Origin of the sequence: Lysobacter helvus (genome assembly GCF_018406645.1) — a bacterium.
In the GTDB taxonomy this organism is placed as follows: Bacteria; Pseudomonadota; Gammaproteobacteria; order Xanthomonadales; family Xanthomonadaceae; genus Noviluteimonas; species Noviluteimonas caseinilytica.
The window spans coordinates 2,800,238-2,823,733 of sequence record NZ_AP024546.1; the positions used below are offsets into that span (position 1 = coordinate 2,800,238).

Annotated in this window: 30 protein-coding genes and 1 tRNA gene; 22 read left to right on the top strand and 9 right to left on the bottom strand. The window is 61.9% G+C overall.

Translation table 11 applies throughout. The features are described 5' to 3' along the window. Positions 1 to 73: 73 nt before the first annotated feature. From LYSHEL_RS13670 to LYSHEL_RS13730, 13 genes are all read left to right on the top strand, one after another. Positions 74 to 370 (top strand): hypothetical protein, encoded by a 297-nt coding sequence (locus LYSHEL_RS13670; RefSeq protein ID WP_213434599.1) that lies wholly within the window; start codon positions 74 to 76, stop codon positions 368 to 370. Between the two features lie 230 nt (positions 371 to 600). Beyond that, complete coding sequence (locus LYSHEL_RS16185; protein ID WP_407075189.1) at positions 601 to 894, top strand: hypothetical protein; 294 nt, start codon at positions 601 to 603, stop codon at positions 892 to 894. Positions 895 to 973: 79 nt separating this feature from the next. Then, positions 974 to 1,366: a hypothetical protein gene (locus tag LYSHEL_RS13680; RefSeq protein ID WP_213434602.1), complete on the top strand. Its 393-nt coding sequence runs from the start codon at positions 974 to 976 to the stop codon at positions 1,364 to 1,366. A gap of 413 nt (positions 1,367 to 1,779) precedes the next feature. Then, the gene (locus LYSHEL_RS13685; RefSeq protein WP_213434604.1) at positions 1,780 to 2,193 is read left to right on the top strand and encodes an STY0301 family protein; all 414 of its coding nucleotides are present in this window, start codon (positions 1,780 to 1,782) and stop codon (positions 2,191 to 2,193) included. A 144-nt stretch (positions 2,194 to 2,337) separates the two neighbouring features. Beyond that, entirely contained in the window at positions 2,338 to 2,724 is a 387-nt protein-coding gene (locus LYSHEL_RS13690) for a hypothetical protein (RefSeq protein WP_213498453.1), read from the top strand. Positions 2,725 to 2,961: 237 nt separating this feature from the next. Further along, positions 2,962 to 3,330 (top strand): hypothetical protein, encoded by a 369-nt coding sequence (locus LYSHEL_RS13695; protein WP_213434608.1) that lies wholly within the window; start codon positions 2,962 to 2,964, stop codon positions 3,328 to 3,330. Between the two features lie 507 nt (positions 3,331 to 3,837). Beyond that, a complete protein-coding gene (locus LYSHEL_RS13700; protein WP_244858758.1) occupies positions 3,838 to 3,942 on the top strand; it encodes an excalibur calcium-binding domain-containing protein in 105 nt (34 codons plus the stop codon). A 112-nt stretch (positions 3,943 to 4,054) separates the two neighbouring features. After that, positions 4,055 to 4,438, top strand: coding sequence for a hypothetical protein (locus LYSHEL_RS13705; RefSeq protein WP_213434610.1), 384 nt, complete (start codon positions 4,055 to 4,057; stop codon positions 4,436 to 4,438). A gap of 131 nt (positions 4,439 to 4,569) precedes the next feature. Next, a complete protein-coding gene (locus LYSHEL_RS13710; protein WP_213434612.1) occupies positions 4,570 to 4,932 on the top strand; it encodes a hypothetical protein in 363 nt (120 codons plus the stop codon). A gap of 442 nt (positions 4,933 to 5,374) precedes the next feature. Beyond that, a complete protein-coding gene (locus LYSHEL_RS13715; protein ID WP_213434613.1) occupies positions 5,375 to 5,764 on the top strand; it encodes a hypothetical protein in 390 nt (129 codons plus the stop codon). A gap of 264 nt (positions 5,765 to 6,028) precedes the next feature. Next, on the top strand, positions 6,029 to 8,395 hold the full coding sequence (locus LYSHEL_RS13720) for a prolyl oligopeptidase family serine peptidase (RefSeq protein ID WP_213434615.1): 2,367 nt from the start codon (positions 6,029 to 6,031) through the stop codon (positions 8,393 to 8,395). 131 nt (positions 8,396 to 8,526) lie between these two features. After that, the gene (locus LYSHEL_RS13725) at positions 8,527 to 9,015 is read left to right on the top strand and encodes a hypothetical protein (protein ID WP_213434616.1); all 489 of its coding nucleotides are present in this window, start codon (positions 8,527 to 8,529) and stop codon (positions 9,013 to 9,015) included. A 157-nt stretch (positions 9,016 to 9,172) separates the two neighbouring features. Further along, positions 9,173 to 9,469 (top strand): SH3 domain-containing protein, encoded by a 297-nt coding sequence (locus LYSHEL_RS13730; RefSeq protein ID WP_213434617.1) that lies wholly within the window; start codon positions 9,173 to 9,175, stop codon positions 9,467 to 9,469. Here the strand turns inward: LYSHEL_RS13730 and LYSHEL_RS13735 are convergent. Further along, positions 9,451 to 9,762, bottom strand: coding sequence for a hypothetical protein (locus tag LYSHEL_RS13735; protein WP_213434618.1), 312 nt, complete (start codon positions 9,760 to 9,762; stop codon positions 9,451 to 9,453). The genes LYSHEL_RS13730 and LYSHEL_RS13735 overlap by 19 nt on opposite strands. A 210-nt stretch (positions 9,763 to 9,972) precedes the next feature. Here LYSHEL_RS13735 and LYSHEL_RS13740 point away from each other — a divergent pair, with 210 nt between their 5' ends. Together LYSHEL_RS13740 and LYSHEL_RS13745 are read left to right on the top strand one after the other, a co-directional pair. Continuing rightward, complete coding sequence (locus LYSHEL_RS13740) at positions 9,973 to 10,398, top strand: hypothetical protein (protein ID WP_213434619.1); 426 nt, start codon at positions 9,973 to 9,975, stop codon at positions 10,396 to 10,398. A 145-nt stretch (positions 10,399 to 10,543) separates the two neighbouring features. Further along, the gene (locus tag LYSHEL_RS13745) at positions 10,544 to 11,083 is read left to right on the top strand and encodes a hypothetical protein (protein ID WP_213434620.1); all 540 of its coding nucleotides are present in this window, start codon (positions 10,544 to 10,546) and stop codon (positions 11,081 to 11,083) included. Positions 11,084 to 11,504: 421 nt separating this feature from the next. On the opposite strand, the gene LYSHEL_RS13750 is transcribed toward LYSHEL_RS13745, so the two are convergent. Further along, the gene (locus LYSHEL_RS13750; RefSeq protein ID WP_213434621.1) at positions 11,505 to 11,978 is read right to left on the bottom strand and encodes a hypothetical protein; all 474 of its coding nucleotides are present in this window, start codon (positions 11,976 to 11,978) and stop codon (positions 11,505 to 11,507) included. A 155-nt stretch (positions 11,979 to 12,133) separates the two neighbouring features. On the opposite strand from LYSHEL_RS13750, the gene LYSHEL_RS13755 reads away from it, so the two are divergent. The 3 genes from LYSHEL_RS13755 to LYSHEL_RS13765 all read left to right on the top strand — a co-directional run bounded on the left by LYSHEL_RS13755 (position 12,134) and on the right by LYSHEL_RS13765 (position 13,341). After that, complete coding sequence (locus tag LYSHEL_RS13755) at positions 12,134 to 12,442, top strand: hypothetical protein (protein ID WP_213434622.1); 309 nt, start codon at positions 12,134 to 12,136, stop codon at positions 12,440 to 12,442. A gap of 283 nt (positions 12,443 to 12,725) precedes the next feature. Then, positions 12,726 to 12,980 (top strand): XAC0095 family protein, encoded by a 255-nt coding sequence (locus LYSHEL_RS13760; protein WP_213434623.1) that lies wholly within the window; start codon positions 12,726 to 12,728, stop codon positions 12,978 to 12,980. Positions 12,981 to 13,047: 67 nt separating this feature from the next. After that, positions 13,048 to 13,341, top strand: coding sequence for a cytoplasmic protein (locus LYSHEL_RS13765; protein ID WP_213434624.1), 294 nt, complete (start codon positions 13,048 to 13,050; stop codon positions 13,339 to 13,341). 61 nt (positions 13,342 to 13,402) lie between these two features. On the opposite strand, the gene LYSHEL_RS13770 is transcribed toward LYSHEL_RS13765, so the two are convergent. Both LYSHEL_RS13770 and LYSHEL_RS13775 read right to left on the bottom strand, forming a co-directional pair. Next, entirely contained in the window at positions 13,403 to 13,678 is a 276-nt protein-coding gene (locus LYSHEL_RS13770; protein WP_213434625.1) for a hypothetical protein, read from the bottom strand. Positions 13,679 to 13,709: 31 nt separating this feature from the next. Next, on the bottom strand, positions 13,710 to 14,027 hold the full coding sequence (locus LYSHEL_RS13775; protein WP_213434626.1) for a hypothetical protein: 318 nt from the start codon (positions 14,025 to 14,027) through the stop codon (positions 13,710 to 13,712). 279 nt (positions 14,028 to 14,306) lie between these two features. Here LYSHEL_RS13775 and LYSHEL_RS13780 point away from each other — a divergent pair, with 279 nt between their 5' ends. Genes LYSHEL_RS13780 through LYSHEL_RS13790 form a run of 3 tightly spaced genes read left to right on the top strand, consistent with a single transcriptional unit; the run spans position 14,307 to position 17,757 of the window. After that, entirely contained in the window at positions 14,307 to 15,446 is a 1,140-nt protein-coding gene (locus LYSHEL_RS13780) for a DUF4062 domain-containing protein (RefSeq protein WP_213434627.1), read from the top strand. Positions 15,447 to 15,457: 11 nt separating this feature from the next. After that, positions 15,458 to 15,952, top strand: coding sequence for a hypothetical protein (locus LYSHEL_RS13785; RefSeq protein WP_213434628.1), 495 nt, complete (start codon positions 15,458 to 15,460; stop codon positions 15,950 to 15,952). A gap of 26 nt (positions 15,953 to 15,978) precedes the next feature. Continuing rightward, the gene (locus tag LYSHEL_RS13790) at positions 15,979 to 17,757 is read left to right on the top strand and encodes an SIR2 family protein (protein WP_213434629.1); all 1,779 of its coding nucleotides are present in this window, start codon (positions 15,979 to 15,981) and stop codon (positions 17,755 to 17,757) included. 102 nt (positions 17,758 to 17,859) lie between these two features. On the opposite strand, the gene LYSHEL_RS13795 is transcribed toward LYSHEL_RS13790, so the two are convergent. From LYSHEL_RS13795 to LYSHEL_RS13810, 4 genes are all read right to left on the bottom strand, one after another. Next, positions 17,860 to 17,934: transfer RNA gene (locus LYSHEL_RS13795), tRNA-Val, on the bottom strand. A gap of 57 nt (positions 17,935 to 17,991) precedes the next feature. Further along, positions 17,992 to 18,840 carry a hypothetical protein gene (locus LYSHEL_RS13800; RefSeq protein ID WP_213434630.1) on the bottom strand — a complete coding sequence of 283 codons (849 nt, stop codon included), beginning with the start codon at positions 18,838 to 18,840 and terminating at the stop codon, positions 17,992 to 17,994. Between the two features lie 457 nt (positions 18,841 to 19,297). Next, positions 19,298 to 19,924 (bottom strand): TetR/AcrR family transcriptional regulator, encoded by a 627-nt coding sequence (locus tag LYSHEL_RS13805; RefSeq protein WP_213434631.1) that lies wholly within the window; start codon positions 19,922 to 19,924, stop codon positions 19,298 to 19,300. A 16-nt stretch (positions 19,925 to 19,940) separates the two neighbouring features. Beyond that, the gene (locus LYSHEL_RS13810; protein WP_213434632.1) at positions 19,941 to 20,198 is read right to left on the bottom strand and encodes an acyl-CoA-binding protein; all 258 of its coding nucleotides are present in this window, start codon (positions 20,196 to 20,198) and stop codon (positions 19,941 to 19,943) included. A gap of 160 nt (positions 20,199 to 20,358) precedes the next feature. Here LYSHEL_RS13810 and LYSHEL_RS13815 point away from each other — a divergent pair, with 160 nt between their 5' ends. Further along, positions 20,359 to 22,350 (top strand): SDR family oxidoreductase, encoded by a 1,992-nt coding sequence (locus tag LYSHEL_RS13815; protein WP_213434633.1) that lies wholly within the window; start codon positions 20,359 to 20,361, stop codon positions 22,348 to 22,350. 90 nt (positions 22,351 to 22,440) lie between these two features. Here the strand turns inward: LYSHEL_RS13815 and LYSHEL_RS13820 are convergent, their stop codons facing one another. After that, entirely contained in the window at positions 22,441 to 23,430 is a 990-nt protein-coding gene (locus tag LYSHEL_RS13820) for a restriction endonuclease (RefSeq protein ID WP_213434634.1), read from the bottom strand. Positions 23,431 to 23,496: the final 66 nt, after the last annotated feature.

A 23,496-nucleotide genomic window follows, 5' to 3' on the forward strand; every position in this document is an offset into this window, starting at 1 on the left:
TTCGACCCGAAGCGGACATTGCGCCTACTGGTCTGGCAGAGTTGCGACTTGGTCGAAGGCATGCAGGTCAAGAATGAGCACTCTCGGGAAGGGGATGGCCGCGGCGAGCATCCTGGTCGTGGCGCTATGCGCCCCAGGCCTCTACAACCGCCATAAGGCCGAGTCGTTCTGCGGATCCGTTACTTCGACCGAAACGCGAAACACGATTGTTGCGCGGGCCAACGCGCGCGGCCTTTTCGTCAACCCGGTCGACACCGACGAGAAATCCGTTTGGGTGTTCAGTCACAGAGCGCCCATGTGGCGCTATGCCTGCATCCTTGAATTCAAAGCGGGTAGCGTTTCAAGCAAAAGTGTTTTCGCTGCCGACTGAGAAAATGTCGGCTTCTGGCCGATAGCAGGCACTGCGAGAGCCTCACGAGGGGAGCGGAACTCATGTCACCAACGAGGATAGGCGCCGATTTCAACGGACTAGTCCCCGTCGTCGACTTTTTAGGCCGAGTCTGCTTGCATAGGCTTTGACTCATGGATGGTCGGGGTAAAGACATGCCCATCTTGCGGTTTCGGGAACGAGTCCGCGCGGAAGGCCGGTTCATTCGTCAAATGGGCGCAGGTCGCTTTGCGATCATCAGCCTCGACGTCGAACCCATTTTGTCCGGGTTTGAGTTTTGTTGGGAAGTCGCGCCCGATCTTGTTCCGCCAGCCTATGCAGATGCCGCCCTTGCGGGTATCAATGGGTTGCTTGAGCGTTCCGGTCTCACATGCGATCAGACCCGCGTCCGTGTCGTCGAAGGGGCGCATCACGCTGTCGATTCAAGCCCCATGTGCTACACGGTCGCAACGAGCATTGCTTTCCAGGATGCAATCGATCGTGCCGGCATGACTTCCGACTACTAACGGAGTCGCTTTCGCTGATGTCCGCTTCTGGCCGAAAGCGGACACTAGGCCCCTGTCCCACCAGACGATGGCAATAGCAATGATGACCCGTCTATTGTTTTTGACCGCATGGCTGGTGCTCCCAATCGGGCAGGCACATGCCTCCGGTCTGCCCTTGCCGAAGGATGCCAAGCGAACTATCGCTGCTGTCCATGCTGCGGCAGAAAGCAAGGACGTTCGCGCTCTGCGAAAGTTGATGAAAACGGACTTTGTCTGGAGCTTCGGCGGGTACGGCAGCGCGGACCAGGCCATCCAAGCATGGCAAGAGTCACCAGCCCAACTGAAGGAACTCGCGCGAGTCACTTCGCTCGCCTGCTCCTACGTCGACCCCGGCATCGTTCAGTGCCCTCCCGACGCCGGCATGGATCCCCGCGCCGGCTTTGAGAAGGGCAAGAGTGGCTGGCGAATGACCTACTTTGTTGCTGGCGATTAGAAGAAGCTTGGCCCTCGTCCGACGTGGCGAGTGTCCGCTCCTGTCCAATAGCCGCCATGGGTCGCCGGGTGTCCGCTTCCGACCAAAAGCTGACACTTCATTTCGGGCAGAATTGCGAGCGTCTAGCCGTTAGTCGGTGCACAGAATGATTCGTCGGATTGTCCAAATTGCATCCAGCGCAGTGATCGTGCTTTGGGCCTGCGCTTGGCTGCCGCGAGAAGCGCTTCCTGAGGTGCTGTATTGGTTCCTCTTCTGGTTCGGAGGAGTTCTCACCTTGCTACTGGTGCCAGCTCTTATCAGTTTCGTCTGGGCAGTCTGGCCGTCCGGTATCCGCGAATGACCGCTTCTGGCCGATAGCGGACATTGGTAGCCTTGGTTGCCGCTCGCCAATGCGGCGCTGCCATGGAGGCGTCATGTTGCGTCGCATCGTTCTGCTTGGTTTCTTGGCTGGAATCGCGTCGCCGGTCTTGGCGGGGGAGGTTTGCCCGCGCGAGTTTCACGGCAGGATTCAACCCGTCGAAGGTTCTGGCTGGGAGGTCGTCTCTCCACCCGACAAGGCCAGTGTGCTGTCCCTCACGGGACTCTCGTTTTCCCGCGGGCATCCCCGGGACATGATGGTGCTGGCACCAGACAGGGTGATCGATCACAAGGGGGCCTCGGTCGAAGTTGTCAGCGTCCGCAAGGGCGACTGGGTGACGTGCGTCTATACCGATCCCCGATCGAAGACGGGATTCTCGCTCGCGAAGAAACTCGACGTCGTTTCCTCTTGCGAAATCCAATTCCGCAGGGGCAAGCCAGGCGCGTTGGTTAGCAACGCATGCAAGTAAGCGGGCGTTCGTTGAAGTTGCCCTCTGGCACCTTGACGAATGTCCGCTTCTGGCCGATAGCGGACGCCCAGCATCCCACTCGGTCGCGCAGTTCGGGACGACCGCTTCCGACCCAAAGCATGAGCGATGAAAACAACTATTAGCTTGTCCGAAAAAGACCTCAAGGCAGGGACCTTTTCTCTTCACGTCACATTGGCCAACGACGAGGAAAGCGTGCAGTCATTGCCTATAGAGCGCCTCATCGCTGACGCGGAGCTTACGGCTCTGGAGTTGCGCGACAAAGATGACGCCCGACTTCAGCCAATAGAGTACAAGCTCGTGAACCCCGCGCATGCTGCGCCTAACCACCTGCTTTCCCCAGGCGAATCTGTGCAATTTGAGCTAAAGGGCAAGCTTGAAGAGATGCTGCCGGAAGTTCTTGCGCTCATCTTTCCGCGAGCCACCTATCGCTTGTCACGAGGTTCCAGATACTCACTGGCACTGCGCTGGGGAGGCGTTGTTGAAACACCGCAAATTGGGTTTGTCGCCTAGGCGTGCCGGCTGCTGTTGTGCCGCCGCACGTCTAACAGGGCATTGAGCCCGTTCGCGGCCCGGCCTAATTCAGGCGTTCGGGAATGTCCGCTCCTGGCCGATAGCGGACACTGGTCGGGCCCCTCGGCCGAGTGGCCGCTTTCGACCCAAAGCGGACACTGGGTCCTCTAATCGTGCCGGGCCACTCGGTCCGGGTAGCCTGAGTCCCAGTACGAGAAAAGCCCCAGGGGACTGCAAATGAAACTTGGAATCTTGTTGGCCACGGCCCTCCTGTCGCTGGGCTGCAGTGCTGCTCAACCGCCGGCAAAAACCTGCGCGTCCGTGAGCTCTGTCAAGGCGCATCCCGAGGGGTGTGTCAGGCGGGAAATTCGAATGACGGCGTACCTGATTTCGACGCGACATGGCGAATATCTGGTCGACACGCCCGACGGAACCGATGTGCTAAGCGCAGAAGTTTCGGGTGGCGCGTCGGAGCTCTTGGAAGATCTCGGCCGGGCGAATGCCGGGAACCCTTACGCTTCGATCTACGGCGTCTTTGAAGGCCGCCTCGTTACTGATGAGCGCGGAAAGCCGATCAAGCTGCTGATCAACTCACAAGTTCATTGACAGGGGCGAGTGCCCGCTTCTGGCCGATAGCGGTCATTTGCCGTAGACGTCTGCTTTCGACCCGAAGCGTGACACCACGCTCTAGCTGCGGCGCCCGCGCTCAAACCAGCGGCACGCGCCGTATCCAATTGCCAACCCGACAATCGGACGAACGAACAAGACAGGGAAAAACGCCGACAGTCGCAGGGTCCGCCGGGGCAAGCCGACCCTGGTAGCCTGGCCCTGGTTACGTCATTCGACCCAAGAAATATTCCTACGGCGGGCGCACCAGGAACACGCTATCTGGTTCTCTGGCAACAGGGGGTCAAGCTGGTGAAAAACGTCCTGATCCTTCTCCTCGTCGCCGGCATCGCCTGGCTCGGGTACGCAAAGTACAGCCCGAAACCTGCCAGCGGCTCCGCTGGGCAGCGCCTCGCAAGCGTTTCGTCCGCCTCGATTCCGCCGGCTCGCGACGATGAAGCCGTCGCCTCATTGTTCAAGTGCGACGGGCGCACCATGTGCTCCCAAATGACGTCATGCGCTGAAGCGACGTACTTTGTCCAGCACTGTCCCAACACCAGGATGGACGGCAACAACGATGGCGTTCCATGCGAACGGCAGTGGTGCAACTGATGTCCGCTTCTCGCCAATAGTGGACCGGCACGATGTCGATCCATGCGTTTCGAAAACTCAGGCCGCGCCACCAAGCGGACATTGAAGCCAATCCTTTCAGCAGCTAGCGTCGGTGTCTAAATTCGTCAAGGAAAGCGCGAAGAGTATGGCGATGAATGACGAGAACAAGGCTGGAGCTGCGGCTGTTTGGATGCTAATGCCCACAGTCGGTGGCGTTCTGGGATTTACAGCAATCGGGTGGTACCCCTGGCTGGCATGTTCGGCAGTGACCGGGCTGATCACCTGGGACATGCTCAGCGAATGGCGCTCACGAAAGACATTCCTGGGCTGTCTTGGAGGCGCGGCAATTGCTGGGATTTCTTCTCACTGGATATTTCGGTTGCCAGATGGATCAGTCTCCGGCCGCGGCATCATGCTGATTGTTCTCCCCGCGTTGGTTGCCCTCAGTTTCTTTGCCATGAAGATTCATGCAATCGAGACTGGGGAAGACGACTAGATGCTGCCCTTGGTTCCTCTCCTCGTCAGTGGCTTTTAGATGTCCGCTTTCGACCCAAAGCGGACATTCGGATTAGTTCCGGATCAACGCTACAGTGTCGCCGCAGGCAAGGAACGGGGGACAAACAGGAAATGAAACTTGGGCCTTTCTTGATCGTGCTTTTGGCGCTGCCATTAGCCGGATGCGCAGGCGGCACCCAGGAGCCTGTGGAAATTCGCAATGCCTGCAACACGTTCGTTTCCGAGGGCGCACCAAGACAGACGCCGGAATTACGGCATGGCAAGGGCGGGCTGGAGCTCATCGTGTCGTTCACACCTGCCAAGGACCCCGAAGCCGATGCGGTCTTCAAGGCTGCAAAGCGCGGCCCTACAACTTTGATCGTTTTTCCGAGCAAAGAGCGCGTGCAGGCGCTCGGCGAGGAAGACGGGTACCTCGTTCTCTCGGTGCAGTCGGAGGCCGACGCCAAGCGCGTGGAGCGCTTGCTCTGCTTTTAGCAGTCGCACAGCAGTAGCACCTAAGACTCTTGCGGATGTCCGCTTCTGGCCGATAGCGGACATTCGTTTTCCGGAGGATTGAAGTGAACTCGCGACGCAAGATCTGTGCCCGTCGACTCAACAACGACGACGACCCGCTTTCCACTGATTGCGGCGGCGACTGCTGGGGTTGCGTTGGACCCCATGGAAGACGGTTGGCCACAGTCAGCCGCGAAGGTCGCCGAAGAAATCGTTGCGGGGCTCCGGGAGCCCGACGGGACCGCGAAACCACCGCCCCAGTGATGTCCGCTCCTGGCCGATAGCGGGCATCCAACCTGAGCGTCCGCTTCCGACCCAAAGCGGACATTCGAAGTGTCATAACTCCGTCGCCCTTGGCCCAGTCATGAGCTTGTTGGTCCGCCCCAGCTTGCATAAGCTCATTGGACCTATTGAGAGGGTTGCCATGAAGTTCAAGTCGCCGGTGTCCAGCCGTTACGCAGCGATGCTGATGGTTCTTGCTGCAGTCATCCACTCGCTGGTGGCCTTTGATCTAGTGCTGCACTTCATTCCGGATACACCGGAGGCTCAAGCCTTGTGGGCAGTTGGACCGCTGGTTAAGTGCCTGTGGATCGCCTTTGTCATTCTGGGAGCGGCAACCGCCATCCTCCTGTACCGCGCTCCCCTGGCTGGCTTCTTGTCATCCCTGTTGGCGAGCGCGTGCCTCTACTTGGCCAGCGTCGGTCTCTGGCAAGGCGTGAAAGGAGGGTTCTGGATTGTCATGGCTGCCAACGTGCTGGCTGCATTTGGCGCGTGGCAGGCAATTCGCCCCAAGACGACTCGCGGCTCGGCTTGATTGTTGGCGAATGTCCGCTTCTGGCCGAAAGCGGACATTCGCCCACCCGGCTTCGACCCATTGCAGACATTCGATCGGTTCGGCCGCCTTCCGGCCGGCGATCACGAGACCAACGATGACCGCCATCGCCTGCGCTTGACGTAGAACCTACGGATGCCGGCCGCAACCGTTCGCGTCACTTGCACATCCAGAAGGTCGACAGCGGGAGACTCGCTAATGAGAGCTGGAACTGTCGCCCTGGTGGCAATGTGGCTAGCCGTGTCAATGATTTCGCGCGCCGCCGAGCCCCAGGCCAGGCCAACGTACTTGCAGAGCGAAAACCCGACCACGCCGATCGTGGCGCAATCCCGCGCAGTCTGGGACGCGTTGCCGAGCGGGTCGGTGCCTCCATCGACGCCACTGAAGGTCGTGCGCCCCGGTCAGTTTTCCTACATGCCGCCCGTCACGGAAGTCGCGTCACCCGATCACCGGCAAGTGGCGGGCACGCAGGACGGCAACCTCTACGTCCGTCCGGCAACGAGCGATTCCGTTCGCGTGTTGGCAACGGCCGACGACGCCGGGCACTGGGACATCGAAGGTGCGCTCTGGTCGCCCGATGGCGCATCGCTGGCCGTCAAGAAGATCGACGACGCCCAGGTGCCGCTGACCACGCTGACGGGCGAACAATTCGGCCCGACGAAAATGCGGAAGGTGCGCTATTCGCGCGTGGGCCAGCCGTTGCCGAAGACGCAACTGTACGTCGTCGACGCAAGTACGGGCCGGGCGACGCCCATCCTGCACGATCCTGCCCAACCTTATGTCCAATTGCTGGAGTGGCGCCACGATTCGCGCCAGTTGCGGCTGTTGCGCGCGGATCGTTACCAGACCCACCTGGACTTGCTGGTCGCCGATCCCCGCAACGGACAAATTCGCGTGCTGCTGGCGGAACCCAAGCCGATCTCGCTGCTCGGTTTGAACATGCTCGATGGCTACACCCAACAATTGCTCGCGCAGAAGATCGTCACTTTTCTGCCCGACGACTCGTTCGTCTGGACCAGCGACCGCACGGGGTTCCGGCATCTGTATCACTACAACGCAGATGGCACGCTGCGCCGTGCATTGACCGAACAACACATGGCAGGTTGGGTCGACCGCGTCATCGAAGTGGACGTGCCGAACCGGATCGTCTACGCGAAGGCCAATGGCCACGCCCGCAATCCCTATTTCGATCGACTGGTCCGCATCGAGCTCGACACCGGCAAGATCACCACGATCGCCGAAGCCGACCACATCCCGGCCATCAAGTTTTCAGCGGACAAGAGCAGGCTCTGGCTGATCCGGGCGGGATTTCCGCAAACGCGTCGCATCGAGGAGATCACCAGCACGGGCACCGCGGTCAGGACGGTGTGGGAAGCCGACTGGCGGGAGGCCGTCGCGAATGGATACGCGGCCCCCGAAACCGCGCTGGTGCCCGCGGCGGACGGCAAGACGCTGCTTCGCGCCATCGTGGTGGCCCCGCATCCGCTCGAACCCGGCAAACGCTACCCGGTCATCCAGGACATCTACGGCGGCCCGAACGCCAGCGTCGTGCCGCCCAGCCCGACCAACCAGAACCTCGCCCAGATGCGCCGGATCGCACAGCAGGGCTTCGTGGTGGTGATGCTGGATGGCCGCGGCACGCCCGGGCGCGGGCGCGCATTCCAGAATTTCGGATATGGGCGTTTTGGGCAAGTCGAGCCGGCGGACCAGGTGGCTGGCCTGCGCAACCTGGCCAGGGACCGCCCGTACATGGATCTGTCGCGCGTTGGCGTCATGGGCGGAAGTTGGGGCGGCTACTTCGGATTGCGCACCATGCTGCTGGCACCGGAGCAGTACAAGGCGGGCGTGTTCGCTGCCGGTGCGTTCGAACTGTCGACGATGCGCGTCGCCGCCGAACCGTACATGGGCTGCGCGCCGGACGATTGCGCGGACGCGTATGCCGCCGGATCGAACCTGGCGTTGGTGGAGCGACTGCAGGCACCGCTCCTGATCCTCCACGGCACCGCCGACGACGACGTGCTGATCGAAGAATCCAGGCAACTGGTCTCCGCACTCGAACGCGCCGGCAAGCCGCATACGTTCGTGGCATTGGACGGCGCGACCCACGCGATGTGGGAAGAACCGCAAGCCGACGAGGCGCGCATCGCGTTCTTCCGGCAGCACCTGGTGGAGACGAGCGGGCAGGCCAATGAATCCGCGACCGCAGCGCAGATCGCCGCCGGGATCACGACTGCAAACGCATTCTGGGCCGACGGGATCCGCAGGCAGGATCCGGCCATGCTTGCCCAGGTGATGGCGCCGGAGTATCGACTGACCTTCGAGAACAGCAGCAAGCGCGTCGACCTGGCGAGTTGGATGCGCAACTTCATGACAATGAAGATGCATGGCTACAACCCGAGCATGACCGCCTTGCGCCTGATCGGTCCCGACACCGTCGTGGCAACCGTGGTTTCGGACTGGAACGCGACGCTCTCGAACGGCAATTCCGTGCGGGAGACGTTTGTTGCGCATGACACCTGGGCGTGGCGCGGGAATCGGTGGGTTGCGACGGGGCGCCATGTCGTCGAGCTGAAGGTGCTCGACCAGCCGGATAAGCGGTCGAGTGGAAAGTAGGGGCTGCGCGGATTGCCCTTGCATTGATGCTGGCCACGCTGGCTGGCTGCGGCGGGCAGGGGACGCCTCCCAGCGTCGCGCCCGACGCAGCTCACGTTCCGCCGCCGCCTGACGTTGGGGATACTGAGCCGATGAAACTGCATCGATTGATCTTTTGCGTCGGTTCGCTCCTGGCCGCCGGCCCTGCATTCGCAGGCCCGACCCGATGCGATCTGCACGAATTCACGAGCTCACGTGAATTGCATCAGTACCTGAGCCTTCGCGCCGTTGAAGTCGTCAAGCGGGCAGCAAATCCGGATGGCGGGCTCGCGACGCTGGTCTCCCCAACGGCAACGTTCAACCTCGGCGCTGGTGACGTGGGCCGCCCGTTGGGCACGGGCATCGATGGCGCTCGCGAGCTTGCGCGAACCATGAAGGCCGACACGTACCGCTTCCTGGGTTGGGACTACATGGACAGGTCGCCAGGTGCCTGCTCAAAGCCCGAGGTCGAAGTCGAGGTCGAGTTCATCGACAGCCAAGGCAAGCACGTGTCCCGCGTGAAGTTCACGTTCGAAACGGGCCACGTTCGCGTGGTTAGCGCCGTGGGCTGGGAACAATCGTTCGAAACAGGTCGGCTGTAAGATCGAGTCGGACCCAACGCCAACGTCCGCTCCTGGCCGATAGCGGACACCTGGGTGCGTACGTGGTTCACGCGACAGGATCACCGAGACCGATGTGGAAATTCCTCAAAGCCAAATCTCCCGGGACCGGTCGACGACGCCCACCAAGAAGCCTGAAATGAGTTATCGCTGCATTGCCCTGATCACGATGGCCGCGCTTGCTGCTTGCACGGCAGCGACGGAGTCGAAGGTCACGAGCGCGACATGGGTTTACGAGACGGAGGAGGAGGCCGCGTACGCGGGTGCGATCAACCGGCCCGAGCCGCGCCCGATTGCTGCGCTGGACCAGGGCGAAACCGTCGGTGTCCTCGACGACACGTATGGAAAGGACTATTGGGCTTGCCGCGTGCGGACGCCGGGCGGACAAACGGGTTGGGTGCTGTGCACGTCGCTGGACTATCGCGCCGAGGACTGACCGCTTCCGGCCGACAGGACATCCGACGCAGCGCTTGCCACCTCAGGCGCTGTGCTGGAGGGCGTCGTGAGCAGCTCCGTGACCTGGAGCTGACGGACGACGAGATGGTCGATTTCCAGTCGCTTGATGCGTGCCCGTCCGATGACCAGGCGACCGATGACCAGGGCACCGATGGCCGCCGCGCCAACGGCGATCGCGCCCAGCGTCATCCCGCCCAGCGCCAGGGCGCCCGTGGACTGCGCACCGACCGCCTTTGCGGGGACTGCGCTGGAGCGTGTGTGTTCGCGTTTCATGGTTTGAAGGTTGTCGGCGACTGTCTTAGCCGAGGGGACGGCGCAGGCGACGCAAATCGGCCAAGCATTCCGTGAAGCGCGCCTCCGTGATTGCAGGGCCATGGGTGGCCGCTTTCGACCCAAAGCGGACATTCGGCGCTCCCGTTCGTGTTGACTTGCGGGCCCGGTGATAATCGCCGGGATCAACCTATTCGTCGGGCGTCACACACCATGTTCAAGCCTTGGAAGCCGCTGGAAGAATCCTTAGGGAACAATCCCGGCCTCGACGTGCGCGTCGAGGATCGAAGCGTGACAATCGTTTGGGAGGAAGGGCGGAACGGGCAATGCATTTTCAGAATGCGAATCGCATTTGAGCAATGCTTGGCGAGCCTGATGCTGTGGGATGAAAGCCCGATAGACTTCCCACCCGGTAGGTTGCCGCATGAATCGTTCGATCCGTCGCATTCCGATCCCTGCTCGGCGTGGGTGGAACGCTCCAGCGCCGTACGCGACCAATACGGGGAGTACGGCCAAATGCTCTACAAGCGAATCGACCGGTATTACTTCATTGGCCAGTCGACGGTGGTTCTTCTCGATGTTGCAGACGCGGAACCAACGGTCACCATTGAGGTGCCTAGGACAGCCGCGGCCTGGTGAGTAACACCAAGTGTCCGCTTTTGGCCGAAAGCGGACATTCAAGAAAACCAACTCCGCCGCCCGGTGACAGCCGGTCACCTAGTGACTGCTTTCGACCCAAAGCGGACATACGGTAGGGTGGGTCTATCCCAGGGAGCGGCAAGTAATGAACGTTCGATTTCTGTTCGCGGGACTCTTGCTGGCGACCTCGGCTAGCGCCGGCGTTCCGAGCGTCAAGAGCTCCTATGTCAGTGCATCTCGTGCTGGTGTCGGAAGGGTTGTCGAGGCGGATGAAGTGTCACGCGCTGGGCTTCCGGCAGTTTTCGTGTACCGCATCGCGTCCCGTCAGGGGAGCAACCTTCGGATATGTACAGGGGAGAGGTTTGCGGTTGGTTCTCCGGTGCTTTTCGTGATCGAGAAAGCCAACAAGAGCAATGCTTGTCCGAGTGATGCGACATTCGTGCCTGTCGAAAGCATGCGCACGTTTGTGCTTGAAGGCGTGTCCTCTCCCTTGCATCGAAGGATTGCGATCAGAGCGAACTATCCGCAATCAGTGGCTTTGGGCTGCCCCCACATGAAGCTGGTATCGGTAAGTTCGACGGCGCGGGATATCGCTACCAGGAGGACGATTGATTCGTTTCCGCTGTCCGATCCGGGGACGTATTTCTATCTGGACGATTTCATGCAGTGCGTGGGGCGGAAATAGCGTGCGCGACGCGCCAAGCCGAACTCTGTCCGTCGTCCATCAAATGCCGACCGGTTCAACCTCGGTGCCGGTGCGCGAGCATGCCGCCTCTGGCCGATAGCGGTTCAACCAATTCGCCACGCTGATCGTGCGATAGCAGCTTGGACCTGCTCCACACCACCTCCGAGCCGCTCCACACCAGCGCCCACCTGATGCATAGCACCTTCGACCTGCTGCATTGGAGCTGCGACCTCGAATACATGCGTCGCCACCCCCTCCATTGCAGGTCCGAACCCCTCCACACCAGCCAATCGCTGCTCTGTAGGAATCCGAACCTGCTCGGCACCCATTGCCGACCCCTCGTCAGCAGGTCCAAGCCGCTCTGTATGACCCGCGACCTGCAAACGTCCAACTTCCAATCGCTATCGCGCCGTGCGCCGCCTCATTCGCCCTGCAGCAGCGCCTTCGCCTTGCGGCGCGACTTGGCGAACAGCGAGCCCACGCCCTTGCGGAGTTCGTCCAGGCCCATGCTCTTGCCGAAGGCCTTCAGCAGCAGGTAGATGCCCAGGGCGGCGTCGTAGGCGTCGCTGCCCATGGCCAGGAGCGAATCTTCCCAGCACTGGTGGATGCGCGTGAGGCGGGAGAACAGCGGGAAGAGCCGGTCGTACGCGGCCATGTCGGCGATGGCGTCGCGCAGGCCGACGGTCTCGGGCACCAGCTTCGGATTTTCCTGACCCACGATGAGGGTCTGCCGGGTGAACTGCTCCGACCGCGTCCCCATGCGCCGGATGCTGCGCCGGTCGTTGACGTCCAGCACGATGAAGTCCGGGAAGATGCGTTCGAGCACGTCCAGCGCGGCGGAGGCTTCGGCGATCTGCTCGTCGGTGATGATGGTCTGGATGAGGTTCTGTGCCATTTCGGTGTCGCTCTTGCGGTGGTAGGGGAGCGAAATTTCCCTCCGCGGGATGGCCAGAAAAAATTGTTCCGTGGGGCATTTGCGCCAGAGGGCAATATGTGAGGCGAGGGCACCACGTTCCGGCTGGGGAGCCAAGGCATGGGCGGGTGGGGTTCTTGTGGTTCGGCATCGGGAGCGCATTGGCGCTCATGGTGGTTGGCGCGTTGGCCTGGAAGGGCTTGAGCGCGAATGCATGGGCCAAGGTGGCCTTCTTGTTCGCAGCTATCCCGGGAATGATCACGTACGCGGTGTCGGTGCTGGCGCTGGTGCGACGTCTCCGGTTCTGGAGCATAGCGGTTGCGTTGTTGCTTCCTTGGCCGAGGGTGTTCGTGCTCGTGGTGTGTGTTGCGCCGTTTGCGTACATGGCGTGGCTGTTGATCGACGGGAAGAATGTGCGCGCGGGCGCGGAAGAAGATGTGCATTGAAGGTGCGAGACGAATCGAATGGGTTGTGCGTTGACCCGGTGATGCGTCGAAATGGACATTACGTGTGCGGAGCCTAGAAGCTCGCACACAGTGGTCGCCACCCCGTCATCGGTGGCAAACGCGTTCCTTGAACGCGCCGACGCAAGGCCTCTGCGTCGGGAGGGCGGCTAATACAAGACCCGAAAGGGGAATACGCCCGCCGGCTGTGTGCGGCTTCTAGCCTCCCGACATCTCGCGTCGCAACGACGCGAGCACCTCACGCAATGAGAGGGGAGGGCCCACGATGTTCAATGAAGCCTGCGAAGCACACGACGTGCCGCCGAGTGTCTACATCAACCTGGTTGCCGCGCACGAACTGGTCGTGCGGATGCGCGACAACGTGCGATTCGTGTCGAGTCTTGTCGACGCGATCGGCGAGCCGCTGGAAGAGATCACGATTCGGCAGGAGGTTCTGGCCGCCTGCATGTCCTGCCTGGTCGATGAGCTGGAGGAAGTGGCGGAGGCGGTGCGGTGGTCCAAGGAGGCGTGCGTGGGATGACGGCGCCCGCGCGCCGATACGTATCGACCGGCGCCCCGTTTACTGGGGCGCCCGGTAAGATTCCCCGATGCCCGCTGCCTCGCCCGACGTCATCGCCGCCCACAAGCATTCCGCCAACCACCGGAGCGAGGTGGAAGCGAGTGCGTTGTGTGGTTGCTTCTACTGCGAGTCGGTATTCGATCCGCGCGAGATCGAGTTCTGGGTTGGGTGGCCGGACGGGACGCCCGATGACTTCGAGTTGAGCACTGGCAACAGTGCGCTCTGCCCAAGGTGCGGCATTGATTCCGTCATCGGGTCCGCTTCCGGCTATCCGATCGATGCTGCGTTTTTGTCGGCAATGCACGCCTATTGGTTCGTATAAGAGCGGGCGCCAAGTCGCCTGCGAACGTTGATGAACTTTGTGCCGGGTGGACCACGTGCCGTTAGTCTTTGGCTTTAAAGATCAAACGGACGCGAATCGTTCCATCAGCCAGAAATACCGCGTGACCTGCATCGGATACGCGTATGACGTCATCCAGTACCGCACGCGCAGCGTCGAGCGCGTCGGCCTCTCCCATTGGAAGATCACCGGCGTACCCGACTTCAAATATCGCAGTCTTGACTCCTTTCGGACTGAAAATTTCAATGCCAGGTCGATACACGCCATCCCCAATAGCCACCGCGGTGGCGGACACTTGGAAACCATCTACTTCCCTCATTGGGGTCTCCTTCGGCTGAGGCACTCCTTCATTACAAATCCTTCTTCGCGGCATTGACGAACGACACAACGTCACCGACTTTGACGTCGTTGGAAGCGAGGCCCTTCTTGGTCCATAAGTCGATAAGCTCCCTCTCCGCCGGCTTGTACTCGCGAGGTTGGCCCTTGCGCCCGGAAAGTCCACATCCGGCAGTCGCCAAGGTGAGAGAGGCAGCGTCCGTCTCTATCTTGATGATGATGCACGCGCCTGTGCCTTGCCCCTGCAACTGAGATGTCACCCATGCAGGATCTGCATCCCGCAGCAACTTATGCGCATTGCCAATCTGGATTGAACTGTCCCTGTCGGTCATCGTCCCCGCCTCAATGCATGTGTAAAAGAGGCCTACGTGGTGTTCGACTGAGGTAGGCCAATTGGTGCAGTGCACATGTGCCATCGGCTACCGTCGGGGCACGTCTGGCGCCAAAGTTACCGAAGGTCAACCAGACTATGCCGCCACAGTCTGGCAAGTTGGACACGGATCCTCGGCAACGGGGTAACGAATTGGGCTCAGAAATCTGTCGAGAATCCATACCAGCACGGGGTGGGTAGTGGCAGCCGTAGACTCCGGAAATAAAATACAGGTGGTGATATGAAGGTTTTTATCAGTTCCCTGATTACCGGTTTGGAAGCCGAGCGCGCCGCAGTCAAACAAGCCGTTGAGTTGCTTCGCCACGAAGCGGTTATGGCTGAGAATTTCGGTTCCCAGGCAAAATCACCACAGATTGCTTGCCTGACGGGGTTGCGCCAAGCCGATTTGGTTGTGCTCATTCTCGACACGCGATACGGCGCCAAGCAGGGCTCTGGCCTGTCGGCTACTCATGAGGAGTATCGCGAGGCTCGTGGTCGGAAGCCGATTCTCACCTTCATCAAGCAAGGCGAGGCAGAGCCCGATCAAGTGGCGCTTATCTCCGAGGCGGGGTCGTGGGAGAGCGGATTGTTTCGAGAATCCTTCTCATCCCCCGAACAACTTCGTGACCTCGTCACGCGCGCGCTCCACGAATACACGCTCTCGCACGCAACGGGGCCACTCGATCCAAACGCAATGGCGCGTCGCGCGCAAGAGTTGCTACCTGGCAGCGAACATGGGCGACAGTCTGGAGTTGCACTGCAGTTGAGCATTGCCGCGGGGCCGGAGACAACGATCCTTAGACCCGCTGAACTTGAATCGGCGGCACTAGCGGAAGCAATGCAGGAACGAGCGCTGTTCGGCAGCGCAGCGGTGTTCGATCGCCGTATCGGAACGGATAGTCGAGTTCAGTCGACGGCGCTGTCGATTTACCAGCAACGGAGCCATGAGTCGCTCGCAGAAGTGCGCGTGTGGGGCACGGGAGATATCCGCCTCATTCTGCCGGCGAGGGGAGAGGGCAGCAGCTCTGGGTTCTCCTTCGTAATCGAAGAGGAAGTTGCATCGAAACTTGCTAATGCAATCGGCTACGCCGCATGGTTGCTCGGCCATATCGATCCAACTGACCGGATCACGCATGTAACGCTTGCAGCGGCGCTGGTGGGTGAGGGCGCGATGGGCTGGCGAACGCGTGATGAGCATGCCGCCAGTCCGAATTCTGGATCGTTCGGTGCATTCGGGCGCGAGCGAGAACGGGAAGCCCCCGTCATGCTTTCGCCGCAGCATCGCGTGCGCGCTGCGCTGTCGATGGACGCAGTGCGGATCGTTGAAGACTTGGTGGTGTTGCTGCGACGCCGCTGGAAAGACATGGATCGCGGCTGGTAATCACGAGGGAGATGAATATGAAGTTTCCAGCGCAGGCATTTGGGCAATTGCATCCGAGTGAGATGCCGGCAGGCAGCTTGTTCAAGACTCGCGACTGCTGGTCGTTGCGCGTCTCTGGTGGCTCCGGCTTTGAAGGAGCTCTGATCCTGGAAGGCGAACGGGCCGGTTGGGTGGTTGAGGTGCGCGCGAGCATGGCGCCCGCGCTGGGCATCATCGCCCCATTCTCTTGGTTCCCAATGGTTTTGCGAGATGCGAAGCCGGCCTTGGACGCGGACCGCACAGTTACGCTAACACTGTCGGAAAGCGGGCCGATCTTGATGGGGGCTGATGCTCGCAGAGACTGGGATCGGGACTACATTTCATTTGGAATCGATGGGCGCAGCGTCGAGTTGCAGGACGAGCACCGGGCCCTCCGGTTCGCCCAATGGACAGTTGAGCTTTGTCATAAGAGCCGCCCGTATTCGAGCCTTGGCACCCTGTGCGAAGTGGATCGCCGGGGAACTTGAGACAGATTCAAACCTGAGAGGGGCGGATGACTTTCCTAAAAGATGATGCGCTGACCCAGATTGCCTTTTCGGTCTTTGAGAACAAGGGCGTCTATGCCGTGCTTTTAGGGTCCGGGATGTCCCGTTCGGCTGACATTCCAACGGGTTGGGAGATCACCATTGATTTGATACGCCGCGTGGCTGCTGCCCGGGATGTTCCGCCGCAGCCGGATTGGGCTCAGTGGTATCGCGACGAAGTGGGCGAAGAGCCGAACTATTCGAGGCTGCTTGAAGCGCTCGCCACGTCACCAGAGGAGCGGCGGTCAATCCTTCACAGTTACATCGAGCCAACTGCCGACGATCGAGAGCAGGGCAGGAAGTTGCCGACGGTAGCGCATCAGGCAATCGCAAAGCTGGTCGCGGCCGGCTACGTGCGAGTCATTCTCACCACAAATTTCGATCGGTTGATGGAGAACGCGCTTCGCGAGGCAGGCGTAGAACCAACGATTGTTTCGTCGGTGGACTCGATGAGCGGCGCAGAGCCGCTCACGCACAGTCAGTGCTATCTAGTGAAGCTGCACGGAGACTACAAGGACTCACGCATACTCAATACTGATCAGGAGCTTGAGGCCTACCCAAGGGAATATGACTTGCTCTTGGACCGCGTCTTTGACGAGCATGGGCTCATTGTCTGTGGCTGGTCTGGCGATTGGGACCACGCACTTCGTTCCGCGATGCTTCGTGCGCCGAGTAGGCGGTACAGTGTTTTCTGGGCAACCAGGGGGTCCATCAGCGAGAGCGCTACGCAATTGGTGGAACAACGTAGGGCGAGGACGTTTCAGATCATCGGCGCAGATGAGTTCTTTGTCAGCTTGCAAAGGTCAGTAGACACGCTTGAGCAAACTAGACGCAAACGCCCGGAAAGTCTGGAGCTCCTAGTCGCAAGCGCAAAGAAGTACCTTGCGAAACCTGAGTTTCGCATTTCACTTGATGACCTGGTTACAGGTGAGACAGAAAGTCTGCTTTCATCATCGGACGCGCCTGAGTTTGCACTTGAGCGACCTTGGGACGAGGCGTCGTTTCGCTTAACCGTTGGACGCTATGAAGGGCTGGTCGAGCCCTTCGCTCGGGTGGCTGGAGTCTTGGGCAGGTGGGGAGATGGAAGTGAACTTCCGATGATGCAAGAGGCTGTTCGAGCTTTGCACCACAGCGCGTACCAACAAAGGAATGGAGTGGTCGTATGGGCACAGCTTCGCGCGTATCCGGCAGTTCTGCTTATGACGGCCTACGGTATCGGACTAACAAGGGCCGAGCGCTGGCGTGCGTTGCACACGTTCATGACGACGACGCTGGCGTCGGATCGAGACGACGCGAAAAGCATCGTGTCAGAGCTCTTCTTGTGGGCGTGGGATTTGGGTCAAGACAAGGTCTTGTGGCAAAAGCTTGAAGGTCTAGAGAATCACAAGACTCCCTTGAGCGATCACCTCCTACAGGTAATGAACTCGTGGAAGTCAAGTTTTGTGGGCACGGTGCCCGATTTTGAACTCCTCTACGAACGGTTCGAAAGCCTAGCGTCGCTCGCGCACTTTGAGCGGAATAGTGAGGAGAGTTTGGAGGAGGCGGTAAAAGGCCAGGAACACTTGGCGTGGATGCCTGTCGGCCGCTCTGGATGGCACAGTCAGAACTGTCTAAAGCTCATTCGCGAGTTTGAATCGGAGCCGCGCGAATTAGAACTTGTGTCTTCGGGTTTCGCTTCCGGCAGCAGGCGCAAGCTGAAGCTTTACCTCATCAACCTACAAAGATTGGCATCCAGAATGAGGTGGTAGCGGAGCGGGATCCTCGTAGGGGCTGATGTCGCGTCAAGATCAAGCGCGTGGACCGCAACAAACGAAAACGGCCACCCTCAGGGTGGCCGTAGCGTCTAAACCTGGTGGGCGGTGCAGGGTTCGAACCTGCGACCCTTGCCGTGTGAAGGCAATGCTCTACCGCTGAGCTAACCGCCCGATGCAGGCGCGGCATTCTACGGAAGCGCTCCGGATCGGGCAACGCCTTTTTTGCGCCTACTCGATCTGGTCCCGCGCCCAGGCGGCGTCCAGCGCTTCCATCGCGTCCTTCGGCTTGGTCTTCGCGGCCTTCTCGAATGCGCCGGCGGCGGCATCCTCCTTCTTCTCCCCATGCAGCAACAGCAGCACGTTGCCGTGCTCGATGTGCGCGATGGGGGAGTCGGGCGTCAGTTTCAGCGCCGTCTTGATGTGCGTCTCGGCCTCGCTGGCCTTCGCGCCATACGTGAGGCCGCCGATCATGGCGCCGATCTTGCCGATGATCTCGGCGTGGTACAGGGCCAGGGCGGTGTGGGCTTCGGCGTGCTTGGGCGCCCGTTCCAGGGCGTTGTCGAGCGAGGCGCGCACCTTGCCGGCGATGCCCTGCTTGAGCGCCTTGGCGATCGACAGGCCCTGGCTGTAGCGGCCCAGCGCGAAGGCGTGGCGGTAGTGGCTGTTGGCGTCGTCGGGCAGGGCCTTGATGGCGGCCTCGGCCAGCTTGGCGGCCTGCTCGAAGCGCTTCAGCTTTTCGTCGTCGTCGTCCACCAAGTACGTGGCATGGATGCCGAGGGCCTTGGTGGCCACCGAGGCGCCGACCGGGCCGAGGGCGTCGCCGGCCTCGAACGCGGCCTGGAAGTCGCCGCGATGGAAGGCGCGCCAGGCGTCCTGCAGCGCGTCCGCCAATGCGTCGGCGTCCAGCTTCGGGGCAGCCTTGCCGGCCGCTTTCAGCAACGCGGCGGCGCGCTTGCTGTCGGGGAAGGGTTCGGCGTCGCCGGCGTGCAGCTGCGGCCAGGCTTTCTTCAATGCGTCGCCGGCGTAGGCGAACGCCTTGGCATCGTGCGGGAAGGGCGCCCACTTGGACTTGGCCATGCATGCCTCGATCCGTCGAAAGAAGCGGCAGCATTGCGCTGCGTGCGGCCCGAGGCAAGAGGCCGCGGCAGGCCCATGCATTTTTCACGTGGTTCTACATGGTGTGACTACTCTATTGGTGCGCTTGCACGCTACGCGCCGGATCAGGAGCCTTCCCCCATGTCACATCGCGAAACCAACCTGCGTCATCTCTGGCTTGCGGGCCTTGGGCTCATGGCGCGGGTGCGGCGCAAGATTGAGTCGATTTCGGCGAACCCGACGAAGGAACCGCCTGCGGAATTCGTGACTACGCAGAAGGTGGCTAAACGGGCGGTGCGGAAGGTGGCTTCTTCGGGGTCGCGGAAGGCGGGTGAGACGGAGTCGCAGCGAAGGATTGCTGGGCGTGGGCGGTGATTAGCGCAGCGTCGGGGCGTCCCCTCCCGGCCTCCCCGCGAGCGGGGAGGAGACAGGCAAAAGCTTAGTCGCGGTAGGCCTGGATCAGGCCGTTGAGGTGCACGCGCTCTGCGTCTCGCAGGAACGGGGCCAGCAGCATCATCACTTGCACGATGCCGGCGCGGATGGACTGCTGTTCGTCCTTGTCGCCGCGCGCGGACGCGTAGTTGAGCCAGAACGTGGCGATCACCAGCACGTTCGTCGCGGCCGCATCCAGTTCGTCCGCCGAGGCGCGCATCACGCCGGCCTGCGACAACCCCCGCATCACTGCATGCGCCTGTTCGTCCGCGCGGCGCAGGATCCGTGCGAAGCGGATCCGCAAGCGGCGGTTGCGGCTCAGGATGTTCGCGAGGTCGCGGTACAGGAACCGGTAATCCCAGATGCACTCGAACACCAGGTGCAGCTGCAGCCAGATGTCTTCCAGGCCGGGCAGGCGGCCTTCGGGGGCGCTCAGGGCGGCATCGATGCGCTCTTCGTAACGGCCGAAGAGGTGCTCGATGATGTCGTCCTTGTTACGGAAGTGGTAATACAAATTGCCGGGGCTGATCTCCAGCTCGTCGGCGATGTGGTTGGTGGTGACGTTGGGTTCGCCCTGCGCGTTGAACATCGCGAGCGACGCATCGAGGATGCGCTGTCGGGTCTGCCGCGCCATGGGGTCTCGCCTTGGGTCAGGCGGTGAGATTCTTCACCAGGTCGACGTACTTCTGCATCGCGTCGTCCTGCGAGGTGCCGCTCAACTTGGCCCAGGCCTCGTACTTGGCCGTGCCCACGAAGTCGAAGAAGCCGGGCTTGGGGCCGCTGACGTCGCCTTCCGAGCCCTGCTTGTAGAGCGCGTACAGGCGCAGCAGGGTGTCGTTGTCCGGGCGCTCGGCCAGGGACTGGATGTCTTTCGCGGCCTGGTCGAAGCGGGCTTTCAGATCGGACATGGGGCCACCGTCGGTCGGGGGCCGCGCTCCGTGTGCGCGGCGAGGCGGCATCACAGCACGCGTCCGGAAGCCGGTCAATACGCAGGGGAATTGTCGAGGCGGCGGGTGTCTGGCAACGTAGCGCGTGAACACGGCGGCACCGTCGCCCGGGGAGCATGCAATGAGCTACTTCGTCACCGGCGCCACCGGCTTCCTCGGTCGCTACCTGGTCAGTGCGCTGCTCAAGCGCAAGGGCCCCATCCACGTGCTGGTGCGCAAGGATTCGCGCAAGAAGCTCGATGCCATCGCCACCAAGATGGGCTGGGACATGAAGCGCATCTTCGTCGTCGAAGGCGACATGACCGCGCCCAGGTGCGGCGTGTCGGCCGCGCAGGTGAAAGCGCTCAACGGCAAGATCAAACACTTCTTCCACCTGGCCGCCATCTACGACCTCACGGCCGACGCCGCGTCGCAGCGCGCCGCCAACGTGGATGGCACGCAACATGCGTTGGACTTCGCGGCCGCCATCGGCGCGGGCATCTTCCACCACACCTCGTCGATCGCGGCGGCCGGCATGTACCCGGGCGTGTTCCGCGAAGACATGTTCGCCGAGGCCGAAGGCCTGGACGATCCGTACCTGCGCACCAAGCACGACTCGGAAGGCCTGGTGCGCGAAGAGAAGCGCATCAAGTGGCGCATCTATCGCCCGGGCATGGTGGTCGGTCATTCGAAGACCGGCGAGATGGACAAGATCGACGGCCCGTACTACTTCTTCTCCTTCATCAAGAAGCTGCGCGAGATGCTGCCGCAGTGGATGCCCACGCTCGGCATCGAAGGCGGGCGCATCAACATCGTGCCCGTGGACTTCGTGGTGGATGCGATGGACCACATCGCGCACAAGCCGAAGCTCGACGGCCATACGTTCCATTTGACGGATCCGGAACCGATGCGCGTCGGCGAGGTGCTCAACACCTTCGCGCGCGCCGGCCACGCGCCGGAAATGACGCTGCGCATCGACGCGCGCATGTTCGCCTTCGTGCCCAGCGGCATCCGCAGCGCCGTGGGCAACCTGCCGCCGGTGCGGCGCTTCATCGGCATGCTGCTGCGCGACTTCAAGATCCCGAAGTCCACGCTCAAGTTCATCACCTATCCCACGCGCTTCGACAACCGCGAGACCGAGCGCGCGTTGAAGGGCAGCGGCATCTCGGTGCCGGCGCTCGACACGTACGCGTGGCGCCTGTGGGATTACTGGGAACGGCACCTGGATCCCGATCTCTTCATCGATCGCTCGCTGAAGGGCAAGGTGCGCGGCAAGGTCGTGCTGATCACCGGCGGGTCGTCGGGCATCGGTTTGTCGACGGCGCAACGCGTGGCCGAAGCCGGCGCGATCACCATCATCGTGGCGCGCGGCGAAACCGAACTGCACAAGGCGCGCGACGACATGAAGTCCCGCGGCGGCAAGGTGTTCGCCTACACGGCGGACCTGGCCGACATGGCCGACTGCGACCGCCTGGTCAAGACGGTGCTGGAGGAGCATGGGCACGTCGATGTGCTGATCAACAACGCCGGGCGGTCGATCCGCCGGTCGATCGAACTCAGCTACGACCGCTTCCATGATTTCGAGCGCACGATGCAGCTGAACTACTTCGGCAGCCTGCGCCTGATCATGGGCTTCCTGCCGACGATGACGCATCGTCGCAAGGGCCACATCATCAACATCAGCTCGATCGGCGTGCTGGCCAATTCGCCGCGCTTCTCCGCCTACGTTGCGTCGAAGGCGGCGCTGGATGCGTGGTCGCGGTGCGCGCAGGGTGAGTTGTCGGGCCGCGGCATCGCGTTCACCACGATCAACATGCCGCTGGTCAAGACGCCGATGATCGCGCCGACCAAGATGTACGACAGCGTGCCCACGCTGACGCCGGAAGAAGCCGCGGACTTGCTGGTGAAGGCGATCATCGAACGCCCGAGCCGCATCGCCACGCGCCTGGGCATCTTCGCCTCGGTGATCAACGCGCTGGCCCCGAAGGCCTACGAAGTGGTGATGAACACCGCGTTCGAGTTGTTCCCGGATTCGGCGGCGGCCAAGGGGGACAAGAAGGCGCTACGGGGGGAGACGGCGCCGAGCAACGAGCAGATTGCGTTTGCTTCGTTGATGCGGGGGGTGCATTGGTAGCCGACCCGCTCGTCATTCCCGCGAAGGCGGGAATCCAGAGCGACGGCAAAAGCTGGATTCCCGCCTACGCGGGAATGACGGCGATGCGCGTCAGAACGTCGCGCATTGCTTGAACCTGACCTGCTGCGTACTACCTTCCGGCGGCTGCAAATGCACGCGCGACGTCCGCAAATTCGCGAACCGCGTCAGCACCGTGCACACCTCGTCGAAGCGCTCCGTGCTCGTCTCGTCCACGTGCACCATCAGCGTGGACTTGGTCGTCCATTCCGCGCGCTCGATGCCGGGCAGCGTCGAGACGATGCGCGCGACTTCCACGCGCTGGCGCTCTTCTTCCGCGGGCGTGGATGCGACGTTGTCTTCCGGCAGCGTCACGCCGATCGGGGAGGCCGTGGCGACGGCTGCCGCGGACACTGCTGGGGCTTCCATCACCGACGCGGGCGTTGCGGCGAGCGGCGTCGCTTCCGCCACGGATTCATGCGTGCGCGAGTTGCCGTAGAACACGGCGACCGCCAAACCCGCGACCAGCGCGCCCATCCACGCCAGCGTGACCTGCCGGCGCGCGCGATGCGCGGCTTCGCCACGCACTTCGTCGGTCAGCGAGGCGGGCAGCAGCGGGCGGATTTCCGGCCACAGCTTGCCGCCGTCGATCAGTTCGATGGAGTTCTGCTGCGCAGGCTTGCGCGCGTCCGGGTCGACGTTGCCGCCGGTGACCAGCAGGCCGTGGCGCGCGCCCTGGAATTTCATGGCGGCTACGAACTCCGCCACCGTCTGCTGCGTGAGGCGATACGCCGAGCCGTGCTTGGCGCTGAGCAGCGTGCGTTCGTTGTCGCGCATCAGCAGGAATTCGGTCTGCTGGCCGCGGTCGGCTTCATCTTCGAAGGTGAGCACGTCGTAGCCGCGGTGGCGCATCGCGTCGAGCACGAAGTGCGAGAACTCGCGCCAGCGCATCGCCGACAACGCGCGCACGCCGGTCTCCGCTTCGTCCTGGCGACGGCGGATGGTCCAGAAATAGAGGGTGCCGAGGGTGCCCAGCGCGATGGCGACGACCAGGGCGAGCAGGAGCGTGGGCGCTTCGAACATTCGGCTCAGGCATGGGGCGGGAGGCGCGAATCATACGCCACGGCCCGCGCACGCCTGCGTGCGCTG

Coding starts and splice junctions, on each gene's coding strand:
- LYSHEL_RS13670 (WP_213434599.1), top strand. CDS start 74: ATGAGCACTCTCGGGAAGGGGATGGCCGCGGCGAGCATCCTGGTCGTG.
- LYSHEL_RS16185 (WP_407075189.1), top strand. CDS start 601: ATGGGCGCAGGTCGCTTTGCGATCATCAGCCTCGACGTCGAACCCATT.
- LYSHEL_RS13680 (WP_213434602.1), top strand. CDS start 974: ATGATGACCCGTCTATTGTTTTTGACCGCATGGCTGGTGCTCCCAATC.
- LYSHEL_RS13685 (WP_213434604.1), top strand. CDS start 1,780: ATGTTGCGTCGCATCGTTCTGCTTGGTTTCTTGGCTGGAATCGCGTCG.
- LYSHEL_RS13695 (WP_213434608.1), top strand. CDS start 2,962: ATGAAACTTGGAATCTTGTTGGCCACGGCCCTCCTGTCGCTGGGCTGC.
- LYSHEL_RS13700 (WP_244858758.1), top strand. CDS start 3,838: ATGACGTCATGCGCTGAAGCGACGTACTTTGTCCAGCACTGTCCCAAC.
- LYSHEL_RS13710 (WP_213434612.1), top strand. CDS start 4,570: ATGAAACTTGGGCCTTTCTTGATCGTGCTTTTGGCGCTGCCATTAGCC.
- LYSHEL_RS13715 (WP_213434613.1), top strand. CDS start 5,375: ATGAAGTTCAAGTCGCCGGTGTCCAGCCGTTACGCAGCGATGCTGATG.
- LYSHEL_RS13720 (WP_213434615.1), top strand. CDS start 6,029: ATGATTTCGCGCGCCGCCGAGCCCCAGGCCAGGCCAACGTACTTGCAG.
- LYSHEL_RS13725 (WP_213434616.1), top strand. CDS start 8,527: ATGAAACTGCATCGATTGATCTTTTGCGTCGGTTCGCTCCTGGCCGCC.
- LYSHEL_RS13730 (WP_213434617.1), top strand. CDS start 9,173: ATGAGTTATCGCTGCATTGCCCTGATCACGATGGCCGCGCTTGCTGCT.
- LYSHEL_RS13735 (WP_213434618.1), bottom strand. CDS start 9,762: ATGAAACGCGAACACACACGCTCCAGCGCAGTCCCCGCAAAGGCGGTC.
- LYSHEL_RS13740 (WP_213434619.1), top strand. CDS start 9,973: ATGTTCAAGCCTTGGAAGCCGCTGGAAGAATCCTTAGGGAACAATCCC.
- LYSHEL_RS13745 (WP_213434620.1), top strand. CDS start 10,544: ATGAACGTTCGATTTCTGTTCGCGGGACTCTTGCTGGCGACCTCGGCT.
- LYSHEL_RS13750 (WP_213434621.1), bottom strand. CDS start 11,978: ATGGCACAGAACCTCATCCAGACCATCATCACCGACGAGCAGATCGCC.
- LYSHEL_RS13760 (WP_213434623.1), top strand. CDS start 12,726: ATGTTCAATGAAGCCTGCGAAGCACACGACGTGCCGCCGAGTGTCTAC.
- LYSHEL_RS13765 (WP_213434624.1), top strand. CDS start 13,048: ATGCCCGCTGCCTCGCCCGACGTCATCGCCGCCCACAAGCATTCCGCC.
- LYSHEL_RS13770 (WP_213434625.1), bottom strand. CDS start 13,678: ATGAGGGAAGTAGATGGTTTCCAAGTGTCCGCCACCGCGGTGGCTATT.
- LYSHEL_RS13775 (WP_213434626.1), bottom strand. CDS start 14,027: ATGACCGACAGGGACAGTTCAATCCAGATTGGCAATGCGCATAAGTTG.
- LYSHEL_RS13780 (WP_213434627.1), top strand. CDS start 14,307: ATGAAGGTTTTTATCAGTTCCCTGATTACCGGTTTGGAAGCCGAGCGC.
- LYSHEL_RS13785 (WP_213434628.1), top strand. CDS start 15,458: ATGAATATGAAGTTTCCAGCGCAGGCATTTGGGCAATTGCATCCGAGT.
- LYSHEL_RS13790 (WP_213434629.1), top strand. CDS start 15,979: ATGACTTTCCTAAAAGATGATGCGCTGACCCAGATTGCCTTTTCGGTC.
- LYSHEL_RS13800 (WP_213434630.1), bottom strand. CDS start 18,840: ATGGCCAAGTCCAAGTGGGCGCCCTTCCCGCACGATGCCAAGGCGTTC.
- LYSHEL_RS13805 (WP_213434631.1), bottom strand. CDS start 19,924: ATGGCGCGGCAGACCCGACAGCGCATCCTCGATGCGTCGCTCGCGATG.
- LYSHEL_RS13810 (WP_213434632.1), bottom strand. CDS start 20,198: ATGTCCGATCTGAAAGCCCGCTTCGACCAGGCCGCGAAAGACATCCAG.
- LYSHEL_RS13815 (WP_213434633.1), top strand. CDS start 20,359: ATGAGCTACTTCGTCACCGGCGCCACCGGCTTCCTCGGTCGCTACCTG.
- LYSHEL_RS13820 (WP_213434634.1), bottom strand. CDS start 23,430: ATGTTCGAAGCGCCCACGCTCCTGCTCGCCCTGGTCGTCGCCATCGCG.